Source organism: Mesorhizobium sp. M2A.F.Ca.ET.043.05.1.1 (assembly GCF_003952445.1).
GTDB lineage: Bacteria > Pseudomonadota > Alphaproteobacteria > Rhizobiales > Rhizobiaceae > Mesorhizobium.
On record NZ_CP034446.1, the window covers coordinates 5677078 to 5697768 of the forward strand.

Genomic DNA, 20691 nt, shown 5'->3' on the forward strand with positions numbered 1-20691 from the left:
GGGCGGCTACAAGCACTTGGACAATTAGTCGGCAAGGGGGCCTTCAAAGTCGCGGCCGGGTGCAGTTCAGACTGGCGAGATAATACTGTCAGTCTGACGGCGAGTTCGTTGCTAGCATCAGAGCTTCGAGCGCAAGCGGCGATCAAGAAAGCTGAGTTCCGAGATTCTGCTATGCGGATGCGCGGCATTGCTACTCCCGGCATTGCTACTTCTTTCGTGTTGAGGTTGGACCAGACTGATGAGGCTTGCGAGGACATCAACAACCCTGGGGCGGTGCGTGTAGAGATTCTTGGTGCTGAACGGCGTCGTCGCTGGGGTGATAAGAAGAAGCTCGACATCGTCATGTCGGTTGGAATTGAGGGGGCGACCGTGACGCGGCAGCAGATTTACACCTGGCGGCGAGGGCTGAGGAGGAAGGGGGCTCCTGTTGCCGTCGGCGGGTCCCATGTTCCTTCCCGTGGACATGCCCGTGGCGCATTGCGAACCCCGTATGGGCAAAGGCACTGACAAATTGTCAGCGCTGGTTGAGTTACAACTATGCTGTGGGCGGAACCTGCGCTTTGACAGCGAGATCGATACCGCCACTCTGACCCGGCTTATCCAAGCGGTTGAGGCAGCATGATCGGACCGGGAACTGGGGTTCGGGTGTACCTTGCCTGTGGGTTCACCATGCCCAAAGGGATCGAGGGTTTGGTTGCACTGACGCAGGATGTGTTGCGGCCAGAAGCCGACGGGAGGCGCGGTCTTCGCCTTTGGGGGAAGGCGTGGCGACCGTTTGAAGCTTCTTTATTTTATGGCCAGGGGTCCAGTCTTTATTACAAGGTTTTGCAGAAGGGTCGCTTTCCATGGCCGTCGGCGGCCGACGGGACGGCCAGGCTGACGTCAGCGCAAATGGCGATGTTATGGGAAGGAATTGACTGGCGACGCCCCAAATGGGGTGCGCCGCAGGCGCGTGTCGGATGATTTATCTCTCTGATGTAATGGTTTTATGGCTACTCGCCCTGACTTATGGTGGTCAGGTGCATGTCGAATGTCGCCGAAAATCATCCAGACGATCCTGCCTTTCTGAAGGCGATGATCACCGCCTTGCAGGCGGGAAATGCGAAGATGTCGGCGACGTTGCAGGCGCATGACCAGTTGATCCAGGCCTTGCGGCTGCGCCTTGCCCGGCTAGAAACAGGTCTTCGGCAAGTCTTCGGAAAAGATCGAGGGGGAAATCCAGCAGCTGGAACTGGCCCTGGAGGATCTTTTGATCCCCGCGGCGGGGAGCAATGCCGGGCCAATCAATGAGGCCGACGAGGCAGCGTCTGTTGCGCCTATGCCAAACGCGCCCGAAAGATCACGCGCCGTCGTCCGCGCGTATCACACAAGTCAGTTCGCGAGCGCAGGGAGCTCGATCCCGGCGCCTGCTGCCCCGCCTGTGGCGGTGGACTACGTCTTGTGGGCGAAGACACAAGCGAAATCCTCGACCTGATCGCCGCCCAGATGAAGGTCATCGAGATCGCCCGGTTGAAGAAATCCTGCCGCTGCTGCGAAAGATGGTGCAGTTGCCCGCGCCCAGCCGTCCGATACCAGGCAGCATGGCTGGCGCCGGCAAGCCCCAGCATGCCCGTTTCCGGTCTTGAACGTCTAGCCAATCGCAAGCTCAAGACGAGATATCGCGCCTGATCACATTGTCGCTGCCCCAAAATCGTCTGGGCGTCCGGGCAGATTCGTCGTAGGCGATCAACGGGCCATTATTTCTGACTTGTGTGCCCCTGCGCTGAAGCAAGAAGGGCTGGTTCAGACTTTTTCTGTTCCAATCGTCGGAAATGGTATAATCGACCACTTGATCAAGTCAACTGCACGCTGAAGGATCGCTTTCGTTTCATCAAAGTTGGGCGAAACAGCTATGACACAGCCCATAGAGTCTCGGTAGTCGCGCTGCCTGACGATGGGCGTCTTGGGTTTAACATCCAATTTAACCTCCGCGACGCCTGAGAAGGCAGCCGCCCTGGCGTGGCCATCTATCCAATCGAGGATGCCATCGCGATCAGGAAGTAGACAGTGCCAAGCCGCGACACGGGAATGCCTTCGGCCCAGGTTCCATTCATTGCCGATAACAAGTTTAATGTGTTCGGTGACAAGATCGACGCCGTAGGCCAATTGAACCGATTGAGGACCGCCAGCGAGACGCGGATTGACTTCAATTTATTGGGCCACGCTCTGTCAAACGGAATTCGATATTCGCTGGCCCCCAGCCGAGGTCGAGGGCTCGCAAGCAGCTCAGCGAAAGTTCGGTTATTCGTTCATACTCTTCATCGCCAGCAGGGCCGGAAACGAGCCTTCACGAAAGACGAAGTAGGGTGGCGAGTCGAACTCAGCGGCCTCAATACCAATTACCTCATTTCCCATCAGGTGCGCCCAATAGTGGGGGCCTTCCGCGAATTCTTCCACCAGTATCCTCGGCGAAGTCTGCCAGAGGTGCTTCTCGCCCAACAGATAGCTCGTGTGTTCGGCCAGCTCGTCGAAGTCACGGCATAACTGGACCCCGCTGCTGCCCGCGCCCACGGCTGGCTTAAGGACTACCGGGAGCCCAAATCTCCTGAGCAGCACTGTTTACCTCGGGCGCATTGGCTGCCAAGCGGTAAGCTGGGATTGGAACACCGCCCTCCGCGAGGAGTTGACGTTGGGTGAATTTGTCGCAGCATCGTGCAATTGCTATGGGGTTCGGTCCTGGAAGCTGGAAATGGCGACAGAGCTCGCCAACAGTCGCATAGACCGGCTCAAGGGCGGTTGTAATCCCTTCAATTTCATAGGTCGCACTCAACCGGGAACATTCGTGGATAAGCGCGTCGAGATTGGTTGTGTCAACGGCGACTGCTTCAATGCTTCCCGCTGCAAGATATTCGTACTGCGCCGGGTTAGCGGACAGGACAATTGGATGAAGGCCAAGACGCTGGGCGGCTTGGACGTATAGCTCGCCATTCGCGATTGTGCCTTCAAGCAATATTAGCGCTCTTCTTGCCATCGTAGACACCTAGATTGCGTGGCGCAGTGACACTAAGCACAAATCGGTTCTTAAGCCGTACTACTTGAGGTATGTAACGGTGGGTTGGAGGCTAAAAGTTCTGCAAGTTTACTTGAGGGATCTGTTGCACCCGTCTTAAACCGCTGCTGTGACATTAAGCATCTTGACTGATTTCCGACGGGTGCAGTGTTCAGGGCACTAGATGCGTCGGCAGAATGCTCAAATGCGAGCACTCGGCCCGAAGTGTGAGTAGTCAACCGTACTCGGCTACGCTCACGCAAGCCGTCTCCCATTCCCTGCCCACCAACCCCCGGTGCGGAGGCTCACCATTCAGATCTCCAGCCCTATTCTGGGACTCTATTTCTGAGGGCAGCATGGCTAATCAAGTGTGGCAACGCGTGACCACCCGCCCAAGCGAATCCTGGAAAATCGCCAAGGCTTCGTCGATGATCTCGTTCGATACAGTAAGCGGCGCAAGGACGCGTATGATATTATGCGCGCGTCCGGCCGAGGCGAGTAGTAGACCGTGTATCGCGGCCTCTTTCATAAGGTTTGCCGTCAGCGCTGTCGCCGGGCACCGGGACACTGTATCGCCAACGAGTTCAATGCCGATCATCGCGCCCAAGCCACGCACCTCCCCAATAATTTGGCGATTGTTCCCTCGGCGGCTTAGAGAGCGGAAACCGATGGTGAGGCGTTCGCCGATTTCCATGCTACGGGCGGTCAGGTTCTCATCCTCGAGCACGTTCAGAGCGGCAAGTGCCGCCGCGCAGGCAAGAGGATTTCCCGCGAACGTGCCTCCGAGTCCGCCCGGCGGCACGGCGTCCATGATCACAGCCTTGCCAATGACAGCTGCGATTGGGAGCCCGCCACCGAAACTCTTTCCGAGCGCGACAAGATCCGGCTCTACCCCTGAATGCTCGATGGCGAAACCTGGCCGGTGCGAGCGAAGCCGCACTGGACTTCATCCGCGATCAGGACGATGCCGTGGGCGTCGCACAAGGCGCGCAGACCGCGTATGAACTCGGGCGGCGCCGGCAGGAAACCAGCTTCACCCTGGACTGGCTCGATCACCATGGCTGCAACCTCGTCAGGTTCGATCTGCGTTTCGAACAGGTCTCGAAGCGCTTCGAGGGCCTCGTCTACACCAGGGCCTCGATAAGCCGAAGGAAAGGGCGCGTGGACATCAGTGGGGAAGGGGCCGAAACCGCGTTTGTATGGATAGATCTGTGAGGTCATCGCAAGGGTGAGTAACGTGCGCCCGTGAAAACCGCCGCTAAAGACAATGACACCCCTTCGACCCGAGTGGAAACGAGCGATCTTTATGGCATTCTCCACCGCTTCTGCGCCAGTAGTGACAAGCAGGGTTTTCGCCGGCGAGCGAAACGGGGCTATTGCGTTGAGGCGTTCCGCGAGCCGCACGTAACCGTCATAGGGAATGCTGCCGAAGAAGGTATGGGTGAAGCGCTGCAACTGCGCTCGAACTGCGTCAACCACCTGCGGATGCGAATGTCCGACCAGCTGACGTGGACGGTTTTCTGGCATTTTCCCTGAGCGTGCAGAACCGCCGGAAATCCCGGGCGGGGCAGTCGCTGGAGCATCATCTGGAGGCGCTGTTTCAGGCGCGCTCGATCCGGTTTTCGCGGGGCGCGGAGACCGAGAACCGCAACAGGCCGGATTTTCTGTTTCCTGGCCACGCCGAGTACACTGATTCCGGCTTCTCTCCCGACCTGCTGACCATGCTGGAATCCAAATCGACGCTGAAAGACCGCTGGCGCCAGGTGCTGCCGGAGGCGGCACGGATACCGTCGAAGCATCTGCTGACACTTGAGCCGGCCATATCCGAGAACCAGACCGACCAGATGAAGGCAGCGTCTCCAGCTGGTGCTGCCTGCGAAGCTCCATGATACCTATCGCGAGAGCCAGCGGTCGTGGCTGATGTCTCTCATGGATTTCGTGCAGCTCGTGCAAGCCCGCCAGCAACCGCAGTGAGACGGCCTTCAATTCCCGCTGACTCGAGGCGTGGGGAGCTTGGGGGTGGCTCGGCTTGCTTTTTAGGCTCGGTTTTTGGCTCAGGGATCGCAGGTCATTAATATCGGTAGCCGACACGTGGCCGATCTGCCGCCTGGAGGAAGCTTCGTTGCCATTGATGTCTGAGACGCGCGCACCTTCCATCTTGGCCCGCTCGAGGTGGCCTTGCTCACAGAGTGGGGAGCTGATCGCGTCACGCACCATTCGCGCCTTCCACTGCCAACCGGCCAATCGACGACGAAGCCGCCGAGCTTCGCCGGTCCGGCATGCACCTCTCACCCCGAACACCCTGCGCCGCCGCGTCGGGCGCGCTATCCTTCGAGGAGCGCGCCGTACCGATCCAGCACCTTCATCCGAAAATAGCTGAGCTCCGCGTCGAAGGATGGCGCGTCGAGTGTCCCGTCCTTTTGCCAGCTATCCACCATGTTGCAGATGGATCGGGCACTCCCTTCGGTGTTGAGCAGGCCGGACTCGAACGGGGTCCAGAGCAGCGAGATGGCGCTCACCTCCTCGTTGAGAGATGATTCAACCCATGCGCCTTTGCCTGAGCCAGTCGATGATTTGGGTCATGGGCACGCTAACTATCCGAACATCATGCGAAGCGGCTCGAACTGCAGCATCAATGCCTGGTTGATGGCGTCATTAGACGCAGTCGAAGGGAAGTGCGTGGTCATCGACATGTAAGGGAGAAAATCCTCTCCTTTAGCAATCAACGGCACAATCTGTCCGTTCGCGAACGTGGTTTCGACTGCGGCGCCCAACCACTCAGTTGGTACTGGATTGAGCGCATGAGGGTTGCGGATCAATTCGGTACCCTGTCTACAACTTTCAGGCGGCGCTTCAGGGTCGCCAATTTCGTATAGAAACGGGAATGGCCTGGTGGCATTTGGGTCCCAATTGTAATGCGTGCCGTAGCGGAATACGTGCACTGCATTCGAATGGTGTTTTCCCAATTGACCCATTCTGTTGAACTTGGCGATCGTGCCACTGTTGGCGAAGAGTACGCCCGAGATGTGTTCGGCCCCTGGCTGCGCAAAGAATCCTGAAGGGATTTCTTTCGAGCCGACATGTTTCTGGATCTGCGCCGTGCTCACAGAAAGCGACCCAGCCTCGTCCTTCCACGAGGTAGCCATTGCACCGTTGAGATACATAGAGAGCGCCGATGAACTGTTCGCCAGGGATCCGGGTGCATGGAAATCCTGGATAGCGAGGATGAGCGGTTTTCCCTTCACATGCGGCAACTCCCAGTACCTCTTCTTCAGCTTTGAGTAGAGGGGGCTACCTAGACGGATGGGCCCTTCGTTCAGGTGATACTCCGAAGCGTCCGCCAGCGACTTCGGTTCAGGAAAAGCTTGGTATGGCTGACCACTTGCTTGACCAGGATGATTGGCGGTCACCGCTTCTACGAAGACTTCAATGCCATCTCTCCGCAACAAGAAGTCTGGGCGATCATAGTCGCGCAAGACCTCATGTCCCTGCTCGGCAAACATGGTATTCAGGAATAGCTCAAAAGTCCGAGCGTCAAAGCCCGTTGATTGGAACTGCTCAACGAAGTTGCCGTCGACGTCGACGAGCTTCTCTGCGATCTCGTCAATCATTCCTCGTGCCGGCGCATACGAAAACATGTCCCGCAAGCTCACATATTGCGGATGGAGTTTTTCGTTGGTGACGATCTGATCAAACATTTTCATTGGTTAACCGTCTCCGTAGTGAAAGCCAAATAGCTACCGGTCATCAAAGCGGGTCGTTCGAGTGCACTCGGCGTATACCCGCTAGGGCTCAAAACACACGGCCACGTACTCCGGTCGACCATCTCGCCGTCGTCACTATAAAATTTCACGCATTCGCAGAGGCAGGGCGCGTCAGGTAATTACCCGCCATCAAATGGACGGGCAAGCCTTGCGAATCATAGCTCGAACCGCAAAAAAGTTGCCTACCAGGTGACTTTATTTCGGCTGCCGAGCCCTTCAGGCTTGCATATAACACTGACTTTGTAGCCCACATCGGAGCGAGGCAGATGTCGTTCAAAGGCGTTATTCCGCCCGTCACAACGCCCTTTCATGCGGACGGATCGATTGACCGTGACGGCTTCTGCGTCATGGTCGAGCACCTCGTCGCCGCTGGCGTCCACGGTATCATTGTCGGTGGCACGACAGGCGAGTACTACGCCCAGTCACGCGATGAGCGTGTCGTCCTGCTAAAGCTTGCAAGGAGCATGGTGAAGGGGAAGTTGCCCCTGATTGCTGGCGTCGGCGCGATCCGCACGGAAGACTGCATCGAATATGCGCTGGTTGCAAAGGACCTGAAGTACGACGGCATCCTGATAGGTTCGCCCTACTACGCTGTCCCCACGCAGCTCGAACTTGCCAATCATGCCCTTGCAATTGACAAGGCCGCCGATCTGCCGGTGATGCTCTACAACTATCCCGGACGCACCGGCACGATGATGGATTTCGAGTTCCTGGACCGCGTCGGTCGCAGCTCCAATTTCTGTGCAATCAAGGAGTCGAGCGGCAGCATGAATCAGCTGCACGCCCTGGCTCGTGACTATCCGCATATCGACCTGTTCTGCGGGATGGACGATCAGGCGCTCGAATTCTTCGCCTGGGGCGCCAAGGGTTGGGTCTGCGGAGCGGGCAACTGCCTGCCGGCTGAGCACCTCGCGTTGTACGAAGCGTGCGTTATTGAGAATGATTTCACCAAGGGCCGGCAGATCATGTCGGCCCTTCTACCTCTGATGAGCCTTCTCGAACAGGGCGGCAAGTTCGTCCAAAGCATCAAGTTCGCGTGCGAATTGGCTGGATTGCCGGCTGGGCCGGTGCGCCGACCTATGCGGGCACTCGACGACCAACAAAAGCGGGAACTCGAGTCGACGATCCGCACCCTTAAAGCAGTCATCGCGTCGATCACTACAAAATCCCAAAAGAGGGCTTCCGAGAATGTCATCGCTATTAACGCGTGATGAGTACCAGAACTTGGCGGACAGCTTGCCACTGCCTACCAACGCAGTGATCGACGGCACGGCGCGGGCAGCACAATCTGGGGATACATTCGAAACCATCAATCCCGCCACGGGGCAGGTCATCGCCAGGATCGCTTCCTGCGGCCAGCCCGACGTCGATCTCGCTGTCGAAAAAGCACGACTGGCGTTTGAATCGGGCGTCTGGTCGCGTGCGCATCCGAGCGAGCGCAAGCGCGTTCTGCGGCGGCTAGTAAAACTGATGAAGCGAGACGCCCATGAGCTTGCAGTGCTTGAGACGCTTGAAAGCGGCAAGCCGATCTATGACGTCGAAACCATAGACATTCCAGAGGCCCTGCACTGCCTGGAATGGCACGCCGAAGCCACCGACAAGCTCTACGGCCAGACGTCGCCTTCCGGTGATGATGTCGTATCGATGATCGTACGCCAGCCGCTCGGCGTGGTCGCTTGCGTTCTGCCCTGGAATTTCCCTATCCTGATACTGGCATGGAAGATCGGGCCAGCTCTTGCGAGCGGCAACTCCGTAATCGTCAAGCCGGCCGAGCAGACCAACATGTCAACTTTGCGCATTGCCGAACTGGCGCATGAGGCGGGGATCCCCGCGGGCGTCCTCCAGATCGTAACCGGTCCCGGCGAGATCACCGGCAAGGCACTCGGCCTGCATCCCGATGTCGACATGGTCGCCTTCACCGGTTCGACCGATGTCGGCCGGAAATTCCTGGAATATTCCGCCAGGTCCAATCTCAAGCGCATCGTGCTCGAATGCGGCGGGAAGAACCCCTGCATCGTTCTGGATGATGCCGAGAACCTCGATGTCGTAGCACAGCATGTCACCCAGGCGGTCTTCTGGAACATGGGCGAGAACTGCTCGTCCAATTCGCGCCTCATCGTTCACGAGAAGATCAAGGACCGCCTGGTGGAAACGGTCCTGCACAAGCTCAGGGAATGGCCTCTGGGGGAACCGCTGAACCCAGCCAACCGGCTCGGTGCCATTGTCTCGAAGGAGCAGTTCGACCGAATTATGGCCTACATCAAGAAGGGGCGGGCGGAAGGCGCCAGGATGGTCACGGGCGGGAACGCCCACAGGTGCGGGAAAGGCTTTTTCATCGAGCCCACCGTGTTCGACGATGTTACCCCCGAAATGACAATTGCACGGGAAGAAATTTTTGGACCGGTGCTTTCCGTCATTAAGGTTACCAACGCTGATGAAGCAGTCCGGGTAGCAAATGACACGCAATATGGACTTGCAGCCTCGATCTTCACAGCCAATCTTGGCAAGGCACATCGTATCGCGCGAGACATCCGCGCCGGAACGGTGACCATCAACTGCTATGGGGAAGGAGACATCTCGACGCCCTTCGGCGGCTTCCAGCTTTCAGGCTTCGGGGACGGGACAAGTCGTTGCATGCCCACGACCAGTATACCGAACTCAAGACCATCTGGGCGGATATTTCCGATCCTGAGGTCTCGCGTTCGGTAGACTAGCCGATCGCAAAGATGACCGACCACGCGGCTGTCCGCACGCCTGCGGACACGTCCCGTCCGGCTGGTACGGTATTCTGCCGCCTCCCAAGGCACCGGAGGTGCTGCGCGACCGTCACAAGGCAGACTGGCTCATTGTCGGAGCCGGCTTTGCTGGTCTGGCGGCCGCGCGGCGTCTGTCCCAACTGGTGCCGGACGAGCGCATTGCGGTCGTCGACGCCCAACGCATCGGTTGGGGTGCTGCCGGGCGCAACTCCGGCTTCATGATCGATCTTCCGCACGAACTCGGCAGTGAGCACTACGGCGGAAGCCAGGACCGCGACCGCCGGCGCATCCGCCTGAACCGGGCCGCGATCGAATTCTCTGCTTCATCCGCAGACGAGTACGGTCTGCAGAAGTTCTTTGTTCGGGCCGGCAAATTTCATGGGGCGGCAACCGGCCACGGTCTCTCTGCCCTACGCGGGTTCGAGGAGCACCTGACGGGATTAGGCGAGCCATTCGAGCGGCTCGACGCGCTGCAGCTGAAGGAAATCACCGGAACCGACTTCTTCGCCGGAGGTACCTTTACGCCGGGAACAGTAATGGCACAGCCGGCCGGCTTCATCCGCGGCCTCGCCCAAGGGTTAACCCGCGGTCTCCATATATTCGAGAATTCGCCGGTCATATCTCTGCAGACCGGCAAAATGCATACCGTGAGGACGACCGGGGGCGAGATCACCGCGCCGCGGCTGATACTGACGGTCAACGGTCATCTTGAAAGCTTTGGCTTCTTCAGGAAACGCCTGCTCCATGTGTTCACCTACGCCAGCATGACAAGGCCGCTCTCCAGGACCGAACAGGCGCTTCTGGGCGGTGAACCGAACTGGGGCCTGATCCCGGCTGATCCGATGGGATCAACTATCCGGAGGATCGGCAACCGGATCCTCGTCCGCAACACCTTCACCTATAATCCGGATATGTCCACCAGTGAGAAGCAGATCCGTCGGATCGGCGCTGCGCACGACCGATCGTTCCAGGCGCGCTTCCCTATGCTGGGTGAAATACCGATGGAATTTCGTTGGGGAGGCCACTTGTGTCTCTCCCTCAATTCAGCGCCCGCATTCGGCGAAATTGAGGATAGGGTCTTCGTAGCCGGATGCTGCAATGGCCTTGGAACGGTGCAAGCTACCCTCTATGGGATGCTGGCTGCCGATCTTGCCGCCGGTAGCAACGAGCCGATGGTTGCAGACGCCCTGAGCGAGCCAACCCCAGTTCGGCTGTATCCAGAACCGCTGATGTCGATCGGAGTGCCGTTGAAGCTGTGGGCGATGCAGAAGCGGGCCGGCAGAGAGCTCTAGCTTTCTCGTTCTTGCGCCGCCGTTTCCCGGATCCAGCTACGGAGGCTCTGCGCGGCAGGGGACAGTGTGCGATTTTCATACCAGGTGAGATAATAGCTACCAGGGGCGGGCAACTCGAGATCCGTCAGTCTGACGAGACTCCCTTCTTCGATCTGCGCCTTGACAAGGCGGTGCCAGCCAACAGCCACCCCTTGATCGGCTTGAGCGGCCTGGAGAGCCACGAAGAACTTGCCGAAGCGCCGACCACGGGTCGGCCCATGCGAGACTCCCGCGCGCCGCAAGACCTCGTCCCAGCCAGCCCAGTCGGGATCCACCCAGTCAACGTGCAGCAAAGGAAGGTCGGCCAACGACTCCGCTGTTGCGTCGCGATGCTTGCTTGCAAATCCAGGGCCGCATACCGGGTAGATTGTTTCATCGAAAAGGAGTTCAGCATCTTCATTCGACCACGATCCAAACCCGTAGCGGATACGCAGTTCGACTTCGGCGCGCCGGTATTCTCGAGGATTGTCCGAAATCAGGTGGTCAACGGCAATGTCCTGATTTCGCGTCCAGAAGTCCGGCATCCGTGGGATCAACCACATCGACGCGAACGCATCAGAGCAGGCGAGAGTGACGTTCTTCGCCCGGTCGCCGTGCTTCACATTTCGGACGATATCTGCGGCCCGCGAAAAACCGCTGGCCAACGCGCCATAAAGGTCTTCGCCGGCGCCTGTCAGCGCCACGCCGGTTGCCAGCCGAGCGAAGAGCGGAACACCGAGTTCATCCTCGATCGCTTTGATCTGCCGGCTGACAGCCCCAGGAGTGACGTTCAGTTCGGCAGCAGCCAATTTGAATGACAGGTGCCGGGCAGACGCTTCAAAAACAGCCAAAGCAGTCAGGGACGGCAGGTCGTAATAGCGGCGAACCATCTCAAGCTCCAAATACTTCGACAATCGCGCCGGGCGACAAATATATCAACCACTCGGTACTTTTGGAAATCGGGTTGCAGCTGATAATCTGCGTTACGGCCGATTATGGCCGCAATTCCAACCCAGCTGCGCCGCAGCTTAGTAAAACTGCTCGAACCATGCTTCGCGATCTGCGACGCTGCCCGATCAAAGTCCGACACCGCTGTAGCGTAGCACAATCCGTGGCGATGCCGCTGGCTGACAACTCAACAAGGAGGTGAAACTTTTGCAGGACTGCCCCACTAGTCTTCGGCGGCCTTTCAGAGATTATGATGGGAACTTTTCTCAAAGGTTGACTTGAGCCGTGACTGGCATTGATAAGAAAACTGCGGTGATAACAGGCGCTGCGGGATGCATAGAGCGAGCTATCTCCAGGCAGTTCGTTGAAAGGGCTTTCGTGTGGTTGCGAGCGACCTCGACCAGGCCGGACTCGACAGGCTTGAGGCAGAACTAAATCTATCCGGACAGAATGTCTGGACCAAAGCTGGTGACCTCAGGAGCAAGGACTATTGCGAGGATTTGATCGAGTACTCCGTCCAGGCGACAGGGCTCGACATGCTCGTCAACAAAGCCGGAATCATCACGCGAGGAAATATTCTCACGACGACCGGCGAATTTTGCGAGCGGACATTCGAGATTAGCGTGAGTTCCATTTTCCATACCTCCCGGAAAGCCATAGGCCACATGAAGAGACATGGCGGCGGCGCCATTGTGAACGTCGCATGTTACTGGGGACCCTATCCCGGGCCTGGGCACGCCGCGTACTGGATCAGCGAAGCAGCCGTGGCGGCGTTGCCAAAATGTCTCGGCCGCGACCAGGCAAGTGACGGGACGCGGGTCAACGCGGTGTGCCCAAATGAAGTCAACGCGCCGATGCTGCGTACCGGCCCTCCGGCCTGGCTTCGATCCGTACACAGCCGCAGCGGAGGCCAACAACCCGGTGCCTTAAGGCCGGCTCGCGGAGCCAGACCAAATAGCCGACGTGGTAATCTTCCTATGTCCTACGCTCCGTCACGGGCACGGCGGTCGAATTGAACGATGCAAAAGCTCTCTATTGAGGCACCCATGGCTGATAGGCTATCAGGCAAGATCGCAATCGTCACAGGCGGGGACGTGGTATCGGCGCCGGTATTACACAGCGGTTCGTAGAGGAGGGGGCGAGAGTTGCCATTGTGCAGAGAAATTCGCCGCCTGACGGGATGCTTAACAATCGAACCATCTATGTGAAGGCGGATCTCGCGAATTCCAACGACATTCGATCCGCTGTCGAAACTGTGGTCAAAAGCCTTGGCGGTCTGGATATCCTGGTCAATAACGCTGGTGTCATGTTCGAGAAGACGGTCGATGAGATGGCTGAGGCGGACTGGGATCACATGATGGATATCAATCTTAAGGCCCCATTCCTGCTCACGAAGGCGGCGTTGCCACACCTCCGCAACCGGACTGGTGCAAGCGTGGTCAATATCGGGTCGATTGAAGGCCTAGCGTCCAAATCCTGGCCATCCTGCATATTCCGCCTCAAAAGCCGGCATTCACGGGTTTACCGCAGCAGTAGCGGTCGATCATGGGCATGAGGGCATCCGGTGCAATGCCATTGCACCGGGCTGAATCAATTCTGATCTCAGTGAAATCCACATACATAGCATGGCCGACAGCTCCCGCCTCTACAGAGAACTGCTCGCCATGCATCCGGTTGGCCGTCTTGGCGAGCCAACCGATATCGGAAATCTAGCCGTTTGGCTTGCCTCGGCAGAGAGCGCCTTCGTGACCGGTCAGGTTTACGTCATCGACGGCGGCCGTACCAAAAAGTTGCCGCTACCGATTCCCTAGGCCACGAAGCCGGCCAATGGGCCGGCTCTCCGCCCCTTGTCAGACTGTCGGATCGACTTTCTCACGAATTCGCCTGGTAATGCGATCTATAAGTGTTACCAGAACCACGACGTCTCCAAACCTGCAGGCGAGAGATCGCCCAACTTACCGGTGCCAGACAAGGACACCATTACGCTTTGAGGCATATGCACGCAGCGCGTCAGGCACAAAAACTTCATCGTTCACGGCGGATGGCCCCGGGATGAAAACCGGCCCGTTTTCAGATGCAGCAATGATCGACAGCAAAGGGTCGTTGATGGCGAGCATTTGGTAATGGAATCGAAGACTCTGGTCATGCTCTTGCACAACGATTTGGCTCCATCCGCGGCAAAATCAGTTCTCGTGAACTGATGTCATTGCGCTGAGGACCGGCCGCAAATATGGTTCGTAAACTGCTGTACAGGGAGGGGATGATGGGGGCAGGTGAATTGAAGTACGGCGGGTCTGCGCTATGGCGAATACACGCGAAGAGCAACCGTCGGAAGGCCGAGGCATACTGGCTGGGTTTTCTTGAAGGTGTTCTGGCCAGCGAATCCATTGAGAGCCTGGAAATCGCGTCAATTCGGGCCGAAGCCGAGCAGTTCCTCCAGCTGTTTGGAGACGACGACGCAGCAGACCTCATCCAGGATTTGGACACCGCATACAGCGATTACCGTGGGGAAATTTTCGGGATCATCTCCGGAATCGTCGACTATCGCTTGAGACCGTTCTCCGAAAGCAGCCCAAATGACTGCTGCAACAGGTTCTTCGGCTTCTGTGCCGGGATTGCCTGCGACAATCGCCTGAAGATCATGGAGGTCGAAAAGCTGATCGACCGCATCGACCAGAACGCGCAACTCCTCGATGACGCCAGGATTGCGGCTTTGAAGAGGGTGGCTGCCAAGGCGATATCGGATGGGCATCTATCGACGGAGGAAGAAGAAGACATCGGCGAGTGGATCGTTCGATTGGTCGGCGATAGCTGCGCAGACACCGGGTTACCAACTTACGGGAACACGCCCTCCATAGACGGCGTCCTGAGAGACTCGAGCATGTTGGTGTTCGAGAACGCGGGATTTGTAGTGACCGGTAACTTTAGTATGGGGCCTAGAAAGGCTATCGAGGGATGGATCGTAGAACGGGGAGGGGTGGTTACTAGGAGCGTCTCCCGCAGCACCGACTACCTGATCATAGCCGCGATCGCTTCGCGCGATTGGCTCCATAGCCATCAGGGGACCAAGATCATCGAAGCCCTGAAGCTTCGCGAGAAGGGCGGCAACATACATTTCGTGGAAGAGCTTACTCTCCAGAAGGCGCTGGGCCTTTGACGGCGGGTCCTTCAACACAGGAGGCGTCGTCCCGCTCGGCGGACCGGACCGCGCTCCACGTGTCTGTAGCGGCCTCCCTCATCTCGCTTGCAGCAGTTCGAGAATACAATCGCGTGGGGGCACGGTTCTAATGCCTGTCCCCTTTACTGGAGGTCGTGACCTCTGGATGACATGACCATCGGTATCGATCAGCCGCAGCCAACTCGCTTTGATAGACTTCACGCAAGTCCAGTGGAAGTAGCAGCCCGATGGCCTCTCCCGGTTGGCGCGTTGCCACTCTTTTGGAGTTCACAAAGACGCCGAAGATTCCGAGATAATGAAATAGACTTCATTGTCCGCCAATCCTGCTCAATCAACTTTGCCTCCTTGGAAAATTCCACAATTTGTCCGAGACCCTACTGGCTACAGGCGACTCAGGAATCCCACCGAAGTGACGTTGGCCTCAGGCTCTTCTTGATAGAAGCGCTGCCCCGCGATCACGTGAAAACCTTTCCTTCACAATCTAAAATAACTCGGCATCTTTTGACCGCCTGAAGAGTTAACTGGCTACCTGAAGCAATCTTTTAGCGGTCGTCCAAATAGTTTGAAGAGCCCAGACCACCGGGGGGGCCGCCATGCAAATGAATGAAGCTAGGACGAGTCGGCCGGCGGCGTTGAAAGTCTTGAATTTACGATTTGCGATGAGAGCCTGCACGGCGACCTGGAGCGCTAGGTCGTCCAAATAGTCGTCGGTGGCGGATTGACCATCCTCCGGAAAATACCGCCTCCTGGCGGCTTCACCGAATTCCTCTGATCGCAGTTTTGCGATGTCGCCGAAATATAGGAGGTTCGCCGATCCATCCACGGTCCGATGAAAGTGATGTAGGAATTTTGGTAAGAATGAAGTCAATGATATGACAGCCGCTACGGCCAATAGAGGAAGAACAACAAGGAATGCTGCTCGGTAGCCCATGGGCGGTTCGTCCAAGGATCGGAGTATAGTGATAATCGATCCCATCCAAACCGAGCAAAAGGTGAGCAGGGCTGCGTTCTTCGTTTCTGCAAATTTCACGAGGTCCAGCATCCGCCCATGGCTGGCGGAGAGCAGTTTCTCATAACTGTCTTGCTGATCATTTCTGGCCATCGCAATCCTACGCAGCTTCATTGAGTTGCACGCCTAGAATGTTGGCGAGAGGACAGTTGTCCATTGTCCCGCAGCATTTCAGCGTCGAGTTTTTGAAACTGTTGAAGAACGCCCGCTCAGCCTCACGCCAGCCATCTAACGCTAGGACGAAATCTGCGAGGACTTTACCGTGATCTGAGCAGGCGGAAATTGGGCGGTTCTCATGGCCGCATTTGCATCTTTGCCGAAGCGTCATGACGCGACGCTCCTTTCGCACGACTGAAAGCAGCCTCTTACCGTCCAAGTGCAGTCGCACTCGGCGCTCATTGTTTACCCGCTTCTCCACGGTCGAAAAACGGTCTTCCCGAAGAAAAGCTATGTACGCTTGGCCGAGGTTGGACGCATTGAATTCCGCGACCGCTTGAAGTTTCGCAGCCTCTGACCCGTGGGCCCTAGCATCGGCCTTTCCAGGCCATGAGCGTATTACCGCGGCGGCGCCTTGCCTAAGGAGAAAAAGTAGCAACTTCCGCCACCATCCAGCCGCCGCCTCATGACTGTCGATGGTATGAGGCTCGAGCTCCGCCCAAAAAAGACAGAAGCTTCCGTCGAAGTTTATGTGGCGTTCCGGGCAGAACGATGGAAGATGGTCCGGTTTCAATTCGCGAGCTTTAACCGTCTCGCCGACCCTCTTGACATCGATAAGAAATTTAGTCCCTGGGGCACCGGAAGCAAGCGGGGGCTGGACAGCAAAGATTGCGCTCTCGCCATTCTCGCGGATGAAGACGGCATGGTTCAAGTTTGCAGTCTCAGCCAATAGCCAAACGGCCGACATCGGTGTTAGCACTTCTCCCAGTAAGGTCGGAACGGCTCTTCGGCAGCTCTGGCTATTGAAGGACTCACCACCACGTAAGCGGCAGCGTGTATGGCTTTGGCCACCTTGTTTTCATCGGCAACGAGCGCTTCTAGCACCACATCATACGTGAGACCTGACTTTCGCCTCGACGTTCCGAAGAGCGTGCGCACCGATGCCGGGCCTCCGTCATATGCGGTTTGGCCGATTGCCGTCTGCTCGCCAGTGCAGCGCTTCTGTTCGTCCTCTGATCCTAAGACTGCTCGTCCTGTGGAGCAGCGAACACGATTGCCCTGCATGCCAAGTCGAGTGATGGCAGTTGGTCCATACTCAAAACCAATCGCCAATCCCAGACCGTCCGTATCTACGTTATTCGCGCGCAGCCGCTCAAGCGCTAGGTCGAAGCTGCTCCTGAAGGCACCGGCGCAAAGTGTTCCAGTCGATACCGTGTCCTCGGTGTAGGTCTGAAAGGCGGTACCCTCCATCAAATGGCCATGGATGCAGTCACCGATGAACCTGATACGACGTCCCGAGAAGTCGGAAGAAAGAACCCGATCAAGTTCTGAGCGGATGACATGGAGACAGCGAACAACGTCTTCCGGATCATCGTCGATATGGGCGTCCACATAGGCTGTGAAATTGTCGACGTCAGCGTAGACCGAAATCGTCTCCATCCGTCTTGAGTTGCCCGCGGTCAGCAAAGGGATGTCGAGAGCTCGCAGGGGTGGCGTGACTCGCGTGAAGACAAAGGAGCCGATTGGATTGTTCTTGTTGTCGGCGTGCCATTCCGACACCAGGGTGTCCTTGCTCAAGCCGAGCTGCGCTGCATCCTGGCACTCGGAGATCTCTGCGTCGGTCAACGGCGTAAGCGGTATGTCCCCAGCATCGAGCTCTTCGAGGCCTATTGCAGATCGTGCCTCGTTGCTGAGATAGATTCCAACGTCATTTCCGTTCGACGCGATCTTTGCGGCCATGTTGGCAGGGCGGCCAAGGAATAGCGGTTCTCGGTTGCCGTTGCGGCCGTTGTTGACGACCAACGCACGGCCGCTGTCTATGCCAATACGAACCTGCGCTGCGGGGATGTTCTCATCATCGTCGCCCGTTTCCTGCAGGACGTCGCTGATCAACCGTGCAATCGCCACCGCTCGGTTCACGCGGTCGCCTTCCGAATCCTCGCCGTAGGGCTTGGCGACGACCGCGTGGAGGCGCTGGTTATGAAAATCGACACGCAGGGCATCCGACGCTGATAAGATTCTGTGTACGGCCCTGTAGTGAAGATTGAGAAAGCGGAGTGTCCTCTTATGGCAGGTCTCTCCTTCCGTCGCGGTGCTTTTAAGCATGTCTCGAAGGTTCAAAATGTCGGCGTAGAGGTGAACAGCATCTATTCGGTAGGCTTTGTTCGTCGGTATGGACGTCAGTGACGTATCCCGCTTGTAGTCGGCGACCGTCACCGTTTCAACGTCCTTGATGCGGGCATCAATGGCATTCTTAGCGCGGTCATATTTCCAACTATTCGACAATTTTCGACTCCATTCATCTTTAGGCGCCCGGGGCGCCTCACAAGCTTCGATCAAATTTCCTGTCCGTCTATTTCGCATAGAAGCGTCGAGATTGTGCGCCGGGAGAGATGCCCTCCTTGCGTTCAATTCGCTGTTTGTTCTGACAGAGATTTTCCAAACGCCTTTGCATCTGGGAAAAGCGGTTCTTTACAAAAAAGCCTCAGTCACCTCTTGGACGGGGGAAACATGTCGAGGCGTACACTCGTCTCATTCGAGGCCAGTTTTACTGCAAGACGTTGCGTCAAACCGATACTTGGGCCGGCTCAGGAGCAACAGGGCTGTCCCAGATCCCGCAAATTTCACCATGCTGCGAATCCAGCCCCAAACGTACGCAACGTTGTCGTCTAGAGTCACAATTTTGAGTCCCACCAACACCAACCAACACTTGCTAGCACGGAACCGCACAAGGTCGTTGGCGCAAAAAAGTAGTCTCACGATTGAATTTTTTTCCTCGACGCACTCGTCGAGTGTGCACCCGTGACCTGCCTTCGGCGGGAACCGGTCTTTCTTGTCGATGCGAGCTATCTGATCGGACGGCCCGACCACGGCCGCGCGTTAGTCAACAGACGCGTGAGACTTTTGCAGTAGGTCAAAGCTTCGGGCTCCAGCAATAGTTGAGGCCGGCTCACACGGGCCGTACCGTTATTCTGGAGGCCGGCATGACTGCTCAGCTACAACTTTCTCGTAGAGGAGGGCGGGAAGCGCGGCGGACGATCCGCATGGCGCCGAAGGTCGACATGTTGCCGACGCTGAAGCGCGGCCTGCCGGTCGTAGAGCCGATGAATGCCGAGCAGGTTGAGCGCGTTCACGAGGCTTCTCTCGCGATCCTTGAAGAAGTAGGCGTAGTGTTTCGCGATCCGATCGCAATCGAGGACTGGAAGAGAGCCGGAGCGGACGTGCGGGCGGATGACCGCGTTCACCTCGACCGCGGCTTGGTCATGGAACTTATCAAGACCATCCCCCCCAAAGTCGATTATTTCGCTAGGGATCCGACGAAGAATGTCGCGCTCGGCGGCAACAAATCTATCTTTGTGCCTATGACCGGCGCGCCTTACATGCGCGATCTAGATGACGTCCGGCGTGGCCCGACGATCGCGGACCTTGGGACCTTTCACAAGCTAGCGCACATGATGCCGGCGTTGCATTCATCGGCGCACCACATCGTGGAGCCAATGGACATTGTTGTCGCGCATCGGCACCTGCACATCACCTATTCGTCAATGAGGCATTCCGACAAGATATTTATGGGCATGACTACTTCGCCCAAAAATGCGGAGGATGTGCTTGATATGTGCGAGATCCTGTTCGGCGAAGGCTTCCTCGACAAGCATGCAGTGACCACCGGAAACTGCAATGGCAATTCGCCGCTCGTGTGGGACCAGGTTATGCTGGGCGGCATGCGTGCTTTCTGCCGGCGCAATCAGCCCGTTCTGTGCTCGCCATTCGTTCTCGGCGGCGCTAATACGCCGGCCTCCACCGCGGCGGCGGTGGCTCAGCTCAATGCGGAGGCGCTTTCTGCACTCGCGTATACGCAGGTGGTCCGGAAGGGCTGCCCCGCGATTTATGGGCACTATCTGTCGACCGTGTCGATGCAATCGGGAGCGCCGATGGCGGGGACGCCGGAGATATCGCTCATGAACTTCATGATCGGTCAGATGGCTCGCCGCTACAATGTCCCTTGGCGTACCTCAAACCTGCTCGGCGGCGCCAAGGTCTTCGATGCGCAAGCCGGCTATGAGAGTGCGATGACGATGATGGCCGTGCTGATGTCAGGCGCAAACTACATTTGGCATTCGGCTGGCTGGAATGAAGCCGGTATGCACTGCTCGATCGCGAAGTTCGTCGTCGACGCCGAAGTCTGCTCTATGGGCTATCGCATGACCCAAGGCATCCAGTGGGACGACTTTGACGAAGCCTTGGCTGCGGTCCGCGATGTCGGGCCCGGCGGCCATTACTTTGGACATCCGCATACACAGGCGAACTTCGAGAAGGCCTTCTTTATCCCGAAACTGTTTGACAATAACTCGATCGAGCAGTGGTACGCCGATGGCTCCAAGGACATCAAGCAACGCGCGCTCGATCATGCACGCCGTCTTCTGGACGAATATGAAGAACCTAAGCTCGATGTCGCGAAGGACGAGGAATTGCGCGCGTATATCGATCGTCGCTCACGGGAAATCCCCGCCGTCGATGCCCTGAATGAAGACTTCTGACCCA

15 protein-coding genes and 4 pseudogenes are annotated in these 20691 nt (G+C 57.4%); 9 read left to right on the forward strand and 10 right to left on the reverse strand.

Going from position 1 to position 20691, the window contains the following annotated elements; translation table 11 throughout:
• Positions 1–1023: 1023 nt before the first annotated feature.
• Positions 1024–1592, forward strand: a pseudogene (locus tag EJ069_RS27395) (IS66 family transposase zinc-finger binding domain-containing protein); the annotation flags it as partial.
• Between the two features lie 190 nt (positions 1593–1782).
• Here the strand turns inward: EJ069_RS27395 and EJ069_RS27400 are convergent.
• From EJ069_RS27400 to EJ069_RS33825, 3 genes and pseudogenes are all read right to left on the reverse strand, one after another.
• Positions 1783–3010: pseudogene (locus EJ069_RS27400) on the reverse strand (acetyl-CoA carboxylase biotin carboxylase subunit family protein).
• Positions 3011–3392: 382 nt separating this feature from the next.
• Entirely contained in the window at positions 3393–3968 is a 576-nt protein-coding gene (locus EJ069_RS33820; protein ID WP_126063886.1) for an aminotransferase class III-fold pyridoxal phosphate-dependent enzyme, read from the reverse strand.
• Positions 3917–4555, reverse strand: coding sequence for an aminotransferase class III-fold pyridoxal phosphate-dependent enzyme (locus EJ069_RS33825; protein WP_126063887.1), 639 nt, complete (start codon positions 4553–4555; stop codon positions 3917–3919). Before EJ069_RS33825 ends, EJ069_RS33820 begins: the two co-directional genes overlap by 52 nt.
• Between EJ069_RS33825 and EJ069_RS27415 the strand changes: the two genes are divergently transcribed.
• Positions 4537–4917 carry a type II restriction endonuclease gene (locus EJ069_RS27415; protein WP_210211312.1) on the forward strand — a complete coding sequence of 127 codons (381 nt, stop codon included), beginning with the start codon at positions 4537–4539 and terminating at the stop codon, positions 4915–4917. The genes EJ069_RS33825 and EJ069_RS27415 overlap by 19 nt on opposite strands.
• Before the next feature lie 435 nt (positions 4918–5352).
• On the opposite strand, the gene EJ069_RS27420 is transcribed toward EJ069_RS27415, so the two are convergent.
• Together EJ069_RS27420 and EJ069_RS27425 are read right to left on the reverse strand one after the other, a co-directional pair.
• Positions 5353–5547, reverse strand: coding sequence for a hypothetical protein (locus EJ069_RS27420; protein ID WP_126063888.1), 195 nt, complete (start codon positions 5545–5547; stop codon positions 5353–5355).
• Between the two features lie 75 nt (positions 5548–5622).
• The gene (locus tag EJ069_RS27425; protein ID WP_126063889.1) at positions 5623–6732 is read right to left on the reverse strand and encodes a hypothetical protein; all 1110 of its coding nucleotides are present in this window, start codon (positions 6730–6732) and stop codon (positions 5623–5625) included.
• Between the two features lie 326 nt (positions 6733–7058).
• Here EJ069_RS27425 and EJ069_RS27430 point away from each other — a divergent pair, with 326 nt between their 5' ends.
• From EJ069_RS27430 to EJ069_RS27440, 3 genes and pseudogenes are all read left to right on the forward strand, one after another.
• Entirely contained in the window at positions 7059–8003 is a 945-nt protein-coding gene (locus EJ069_RS27430) for a dihydrodipicolinate synthase family protein (protein WP_126063890.1), read from the forward strand.
• A pseudogene (locus tag EJ069_RS27435) lies at positions 7981–9506 on the forward strand (aldehyde dehydrogenase). The gene EJ069_RS27430 and the pseudogene EJ069_RS27435 overlap by 23 nt, the downstream one beginning before the upstream one ends.
• A gap of 98 nt (positions 9507–9604) precedes the next feature.
• On the forward strand, positions 9605–10840 hold the full coding sequence (locus EJ069_RS27440) for an FAD-binding oxidoreductase (RefSeq protein ID WP_210211314.1): 1236 nt from the start codon (positions 9605–9607) through the stop codon (positions 10838–10840).
• On the opposite strand, the gene EJ069_RS27445 is transcribed toward EJ069_RS27440, so the two are convergent.
• The gene (locus EJ069_RS27445) at positions 10837–11748 is read right to left on the reverse strand and encodes a LysR substrate-binding domain-containing protein (RefSeq protein WP_126063892.1); all 912 of its coding nucleotides are present in this window, start codon (positions 11746–11748) and stop codon (positions 10837–10839) included. The two genes, EJ069_RS27440 and EJ069_RS27445, sit on opposite strands and share 4 nt — an antisense overlap.
• A gap of 495 nt (positions 11749–12243) precedes the next feature.
• Complete coding sequence (locus EJ069_RS33515) at positions 12244–12483, reverse strand: hypothetical protein (protein WP_245456321.1); 240 nt, start codon at positions 12481–12483, stop codon at positions 12244–12246.
• A gap of 473 nt (positions 12484–12956) precedes the next feature.
• On the opposite strand from EJ069_RS33515, the gene EJ069_RS33830 reads away from it, so the two are divergent.
• The 3 genes and pseudogenes from EJ069_RS33830 (at position 12957) to EJ069_RS27460 (ending at position 14963) form a co-directional block, all read left to right on the forward strand.
• On the forward strand, positions 12957–13361 hold the full coding sequence (locus tag EJ069_RS33830) for an SDR family oxidoreductase (protein ID WP_281060077.1): 405 nt from the start codon (positions 12957–12959) through the stop codon (positions 13359–13361).
• Positions 13318–13617 (forward strand): annotated as a pseudogene (locus tag EJ069_RS33835) (SDR family oxidoreductase). Before EJ069_RS33830 ends, EJ069_RS33835 begins: the two are co-directional and overlap by 44 nt.
• A gap of 419 nt (positions 13618–14036) precedes the next feature.
• Positions 14037–14963: a BRCT domain-containing protein gene (locus tag EJ069_RS27460; RefSeq protein WP_126063894.1), complete on the forward strand. Its 927-nt coding sequence runs from the start codon at positions 14037–14039 to the stop codon at positions 14961–14963.
• A gap of 538 nt (positions 14964–15501) precedes the next feature.
• Here the strand turns inward: EJ069_RS27460 and EJ069_RS27465 are convergent.
• Genes EJ069_RS27465 through EJ069_RS27475 form a run of 3 tightly spaced genes read right to left on the reverse strand, consistent with a single transcriptional unit; the run spans position 15502 to position 18489 of the window.
• Positions 15502–16107: a Pycsar system effector family protein gene (locus EJ069_RS27465; RefSeq protein ID WP_126063895.1), complete on the reverse strand. Its 606-nt coding sequence runs from the start codon at positions 16105–16107 to the stop codon at positions 15502–15504.
• A complete protein-coding gene (locus EJ069_RS27470) occupies positions 16094–16861 on the reverse strand; it encodes an E2 domain-associated cysteine-rich protein (RefSeq protein ID WP_126063896.1) in 768 nt (255 codons plus the stop codon). Before EJ069_RS27470 ends, EJ069_RS27465 begins: the two co-directional genes overlap by 14 nt.
• 41 nt (positions 16862–16902) lie before the next feature.
• The gene (locus EJ069_RS27475) at positions 16903–18489 is read right to left on the reverse strand and encodes an adenylate/guanylate cyclase domain-containing protein (protein ID WP_245456323.1); all 1587 of its coding nucleotides are present in this window, start codon (positions 18487–18489) and stop codon (positions 16903–16905) included.
• Positions 18490–19133: 644 nt separating this feature from the next.
• On the opposite strand from EJ069_RS27475, the gene EJ069_RS27480 reads away from it, so the two are divergent.
• Entirely contained in the window at positions 19134–20687 is a 1554-nt protein-coding gene (locus EJ069_RS27480; protein ID WP_126063897.1) for a trimethylamine methyltransferase family protein, read from the forward strand.
• Positions 20688–20691: the final 4 nt, after the last annotated feature.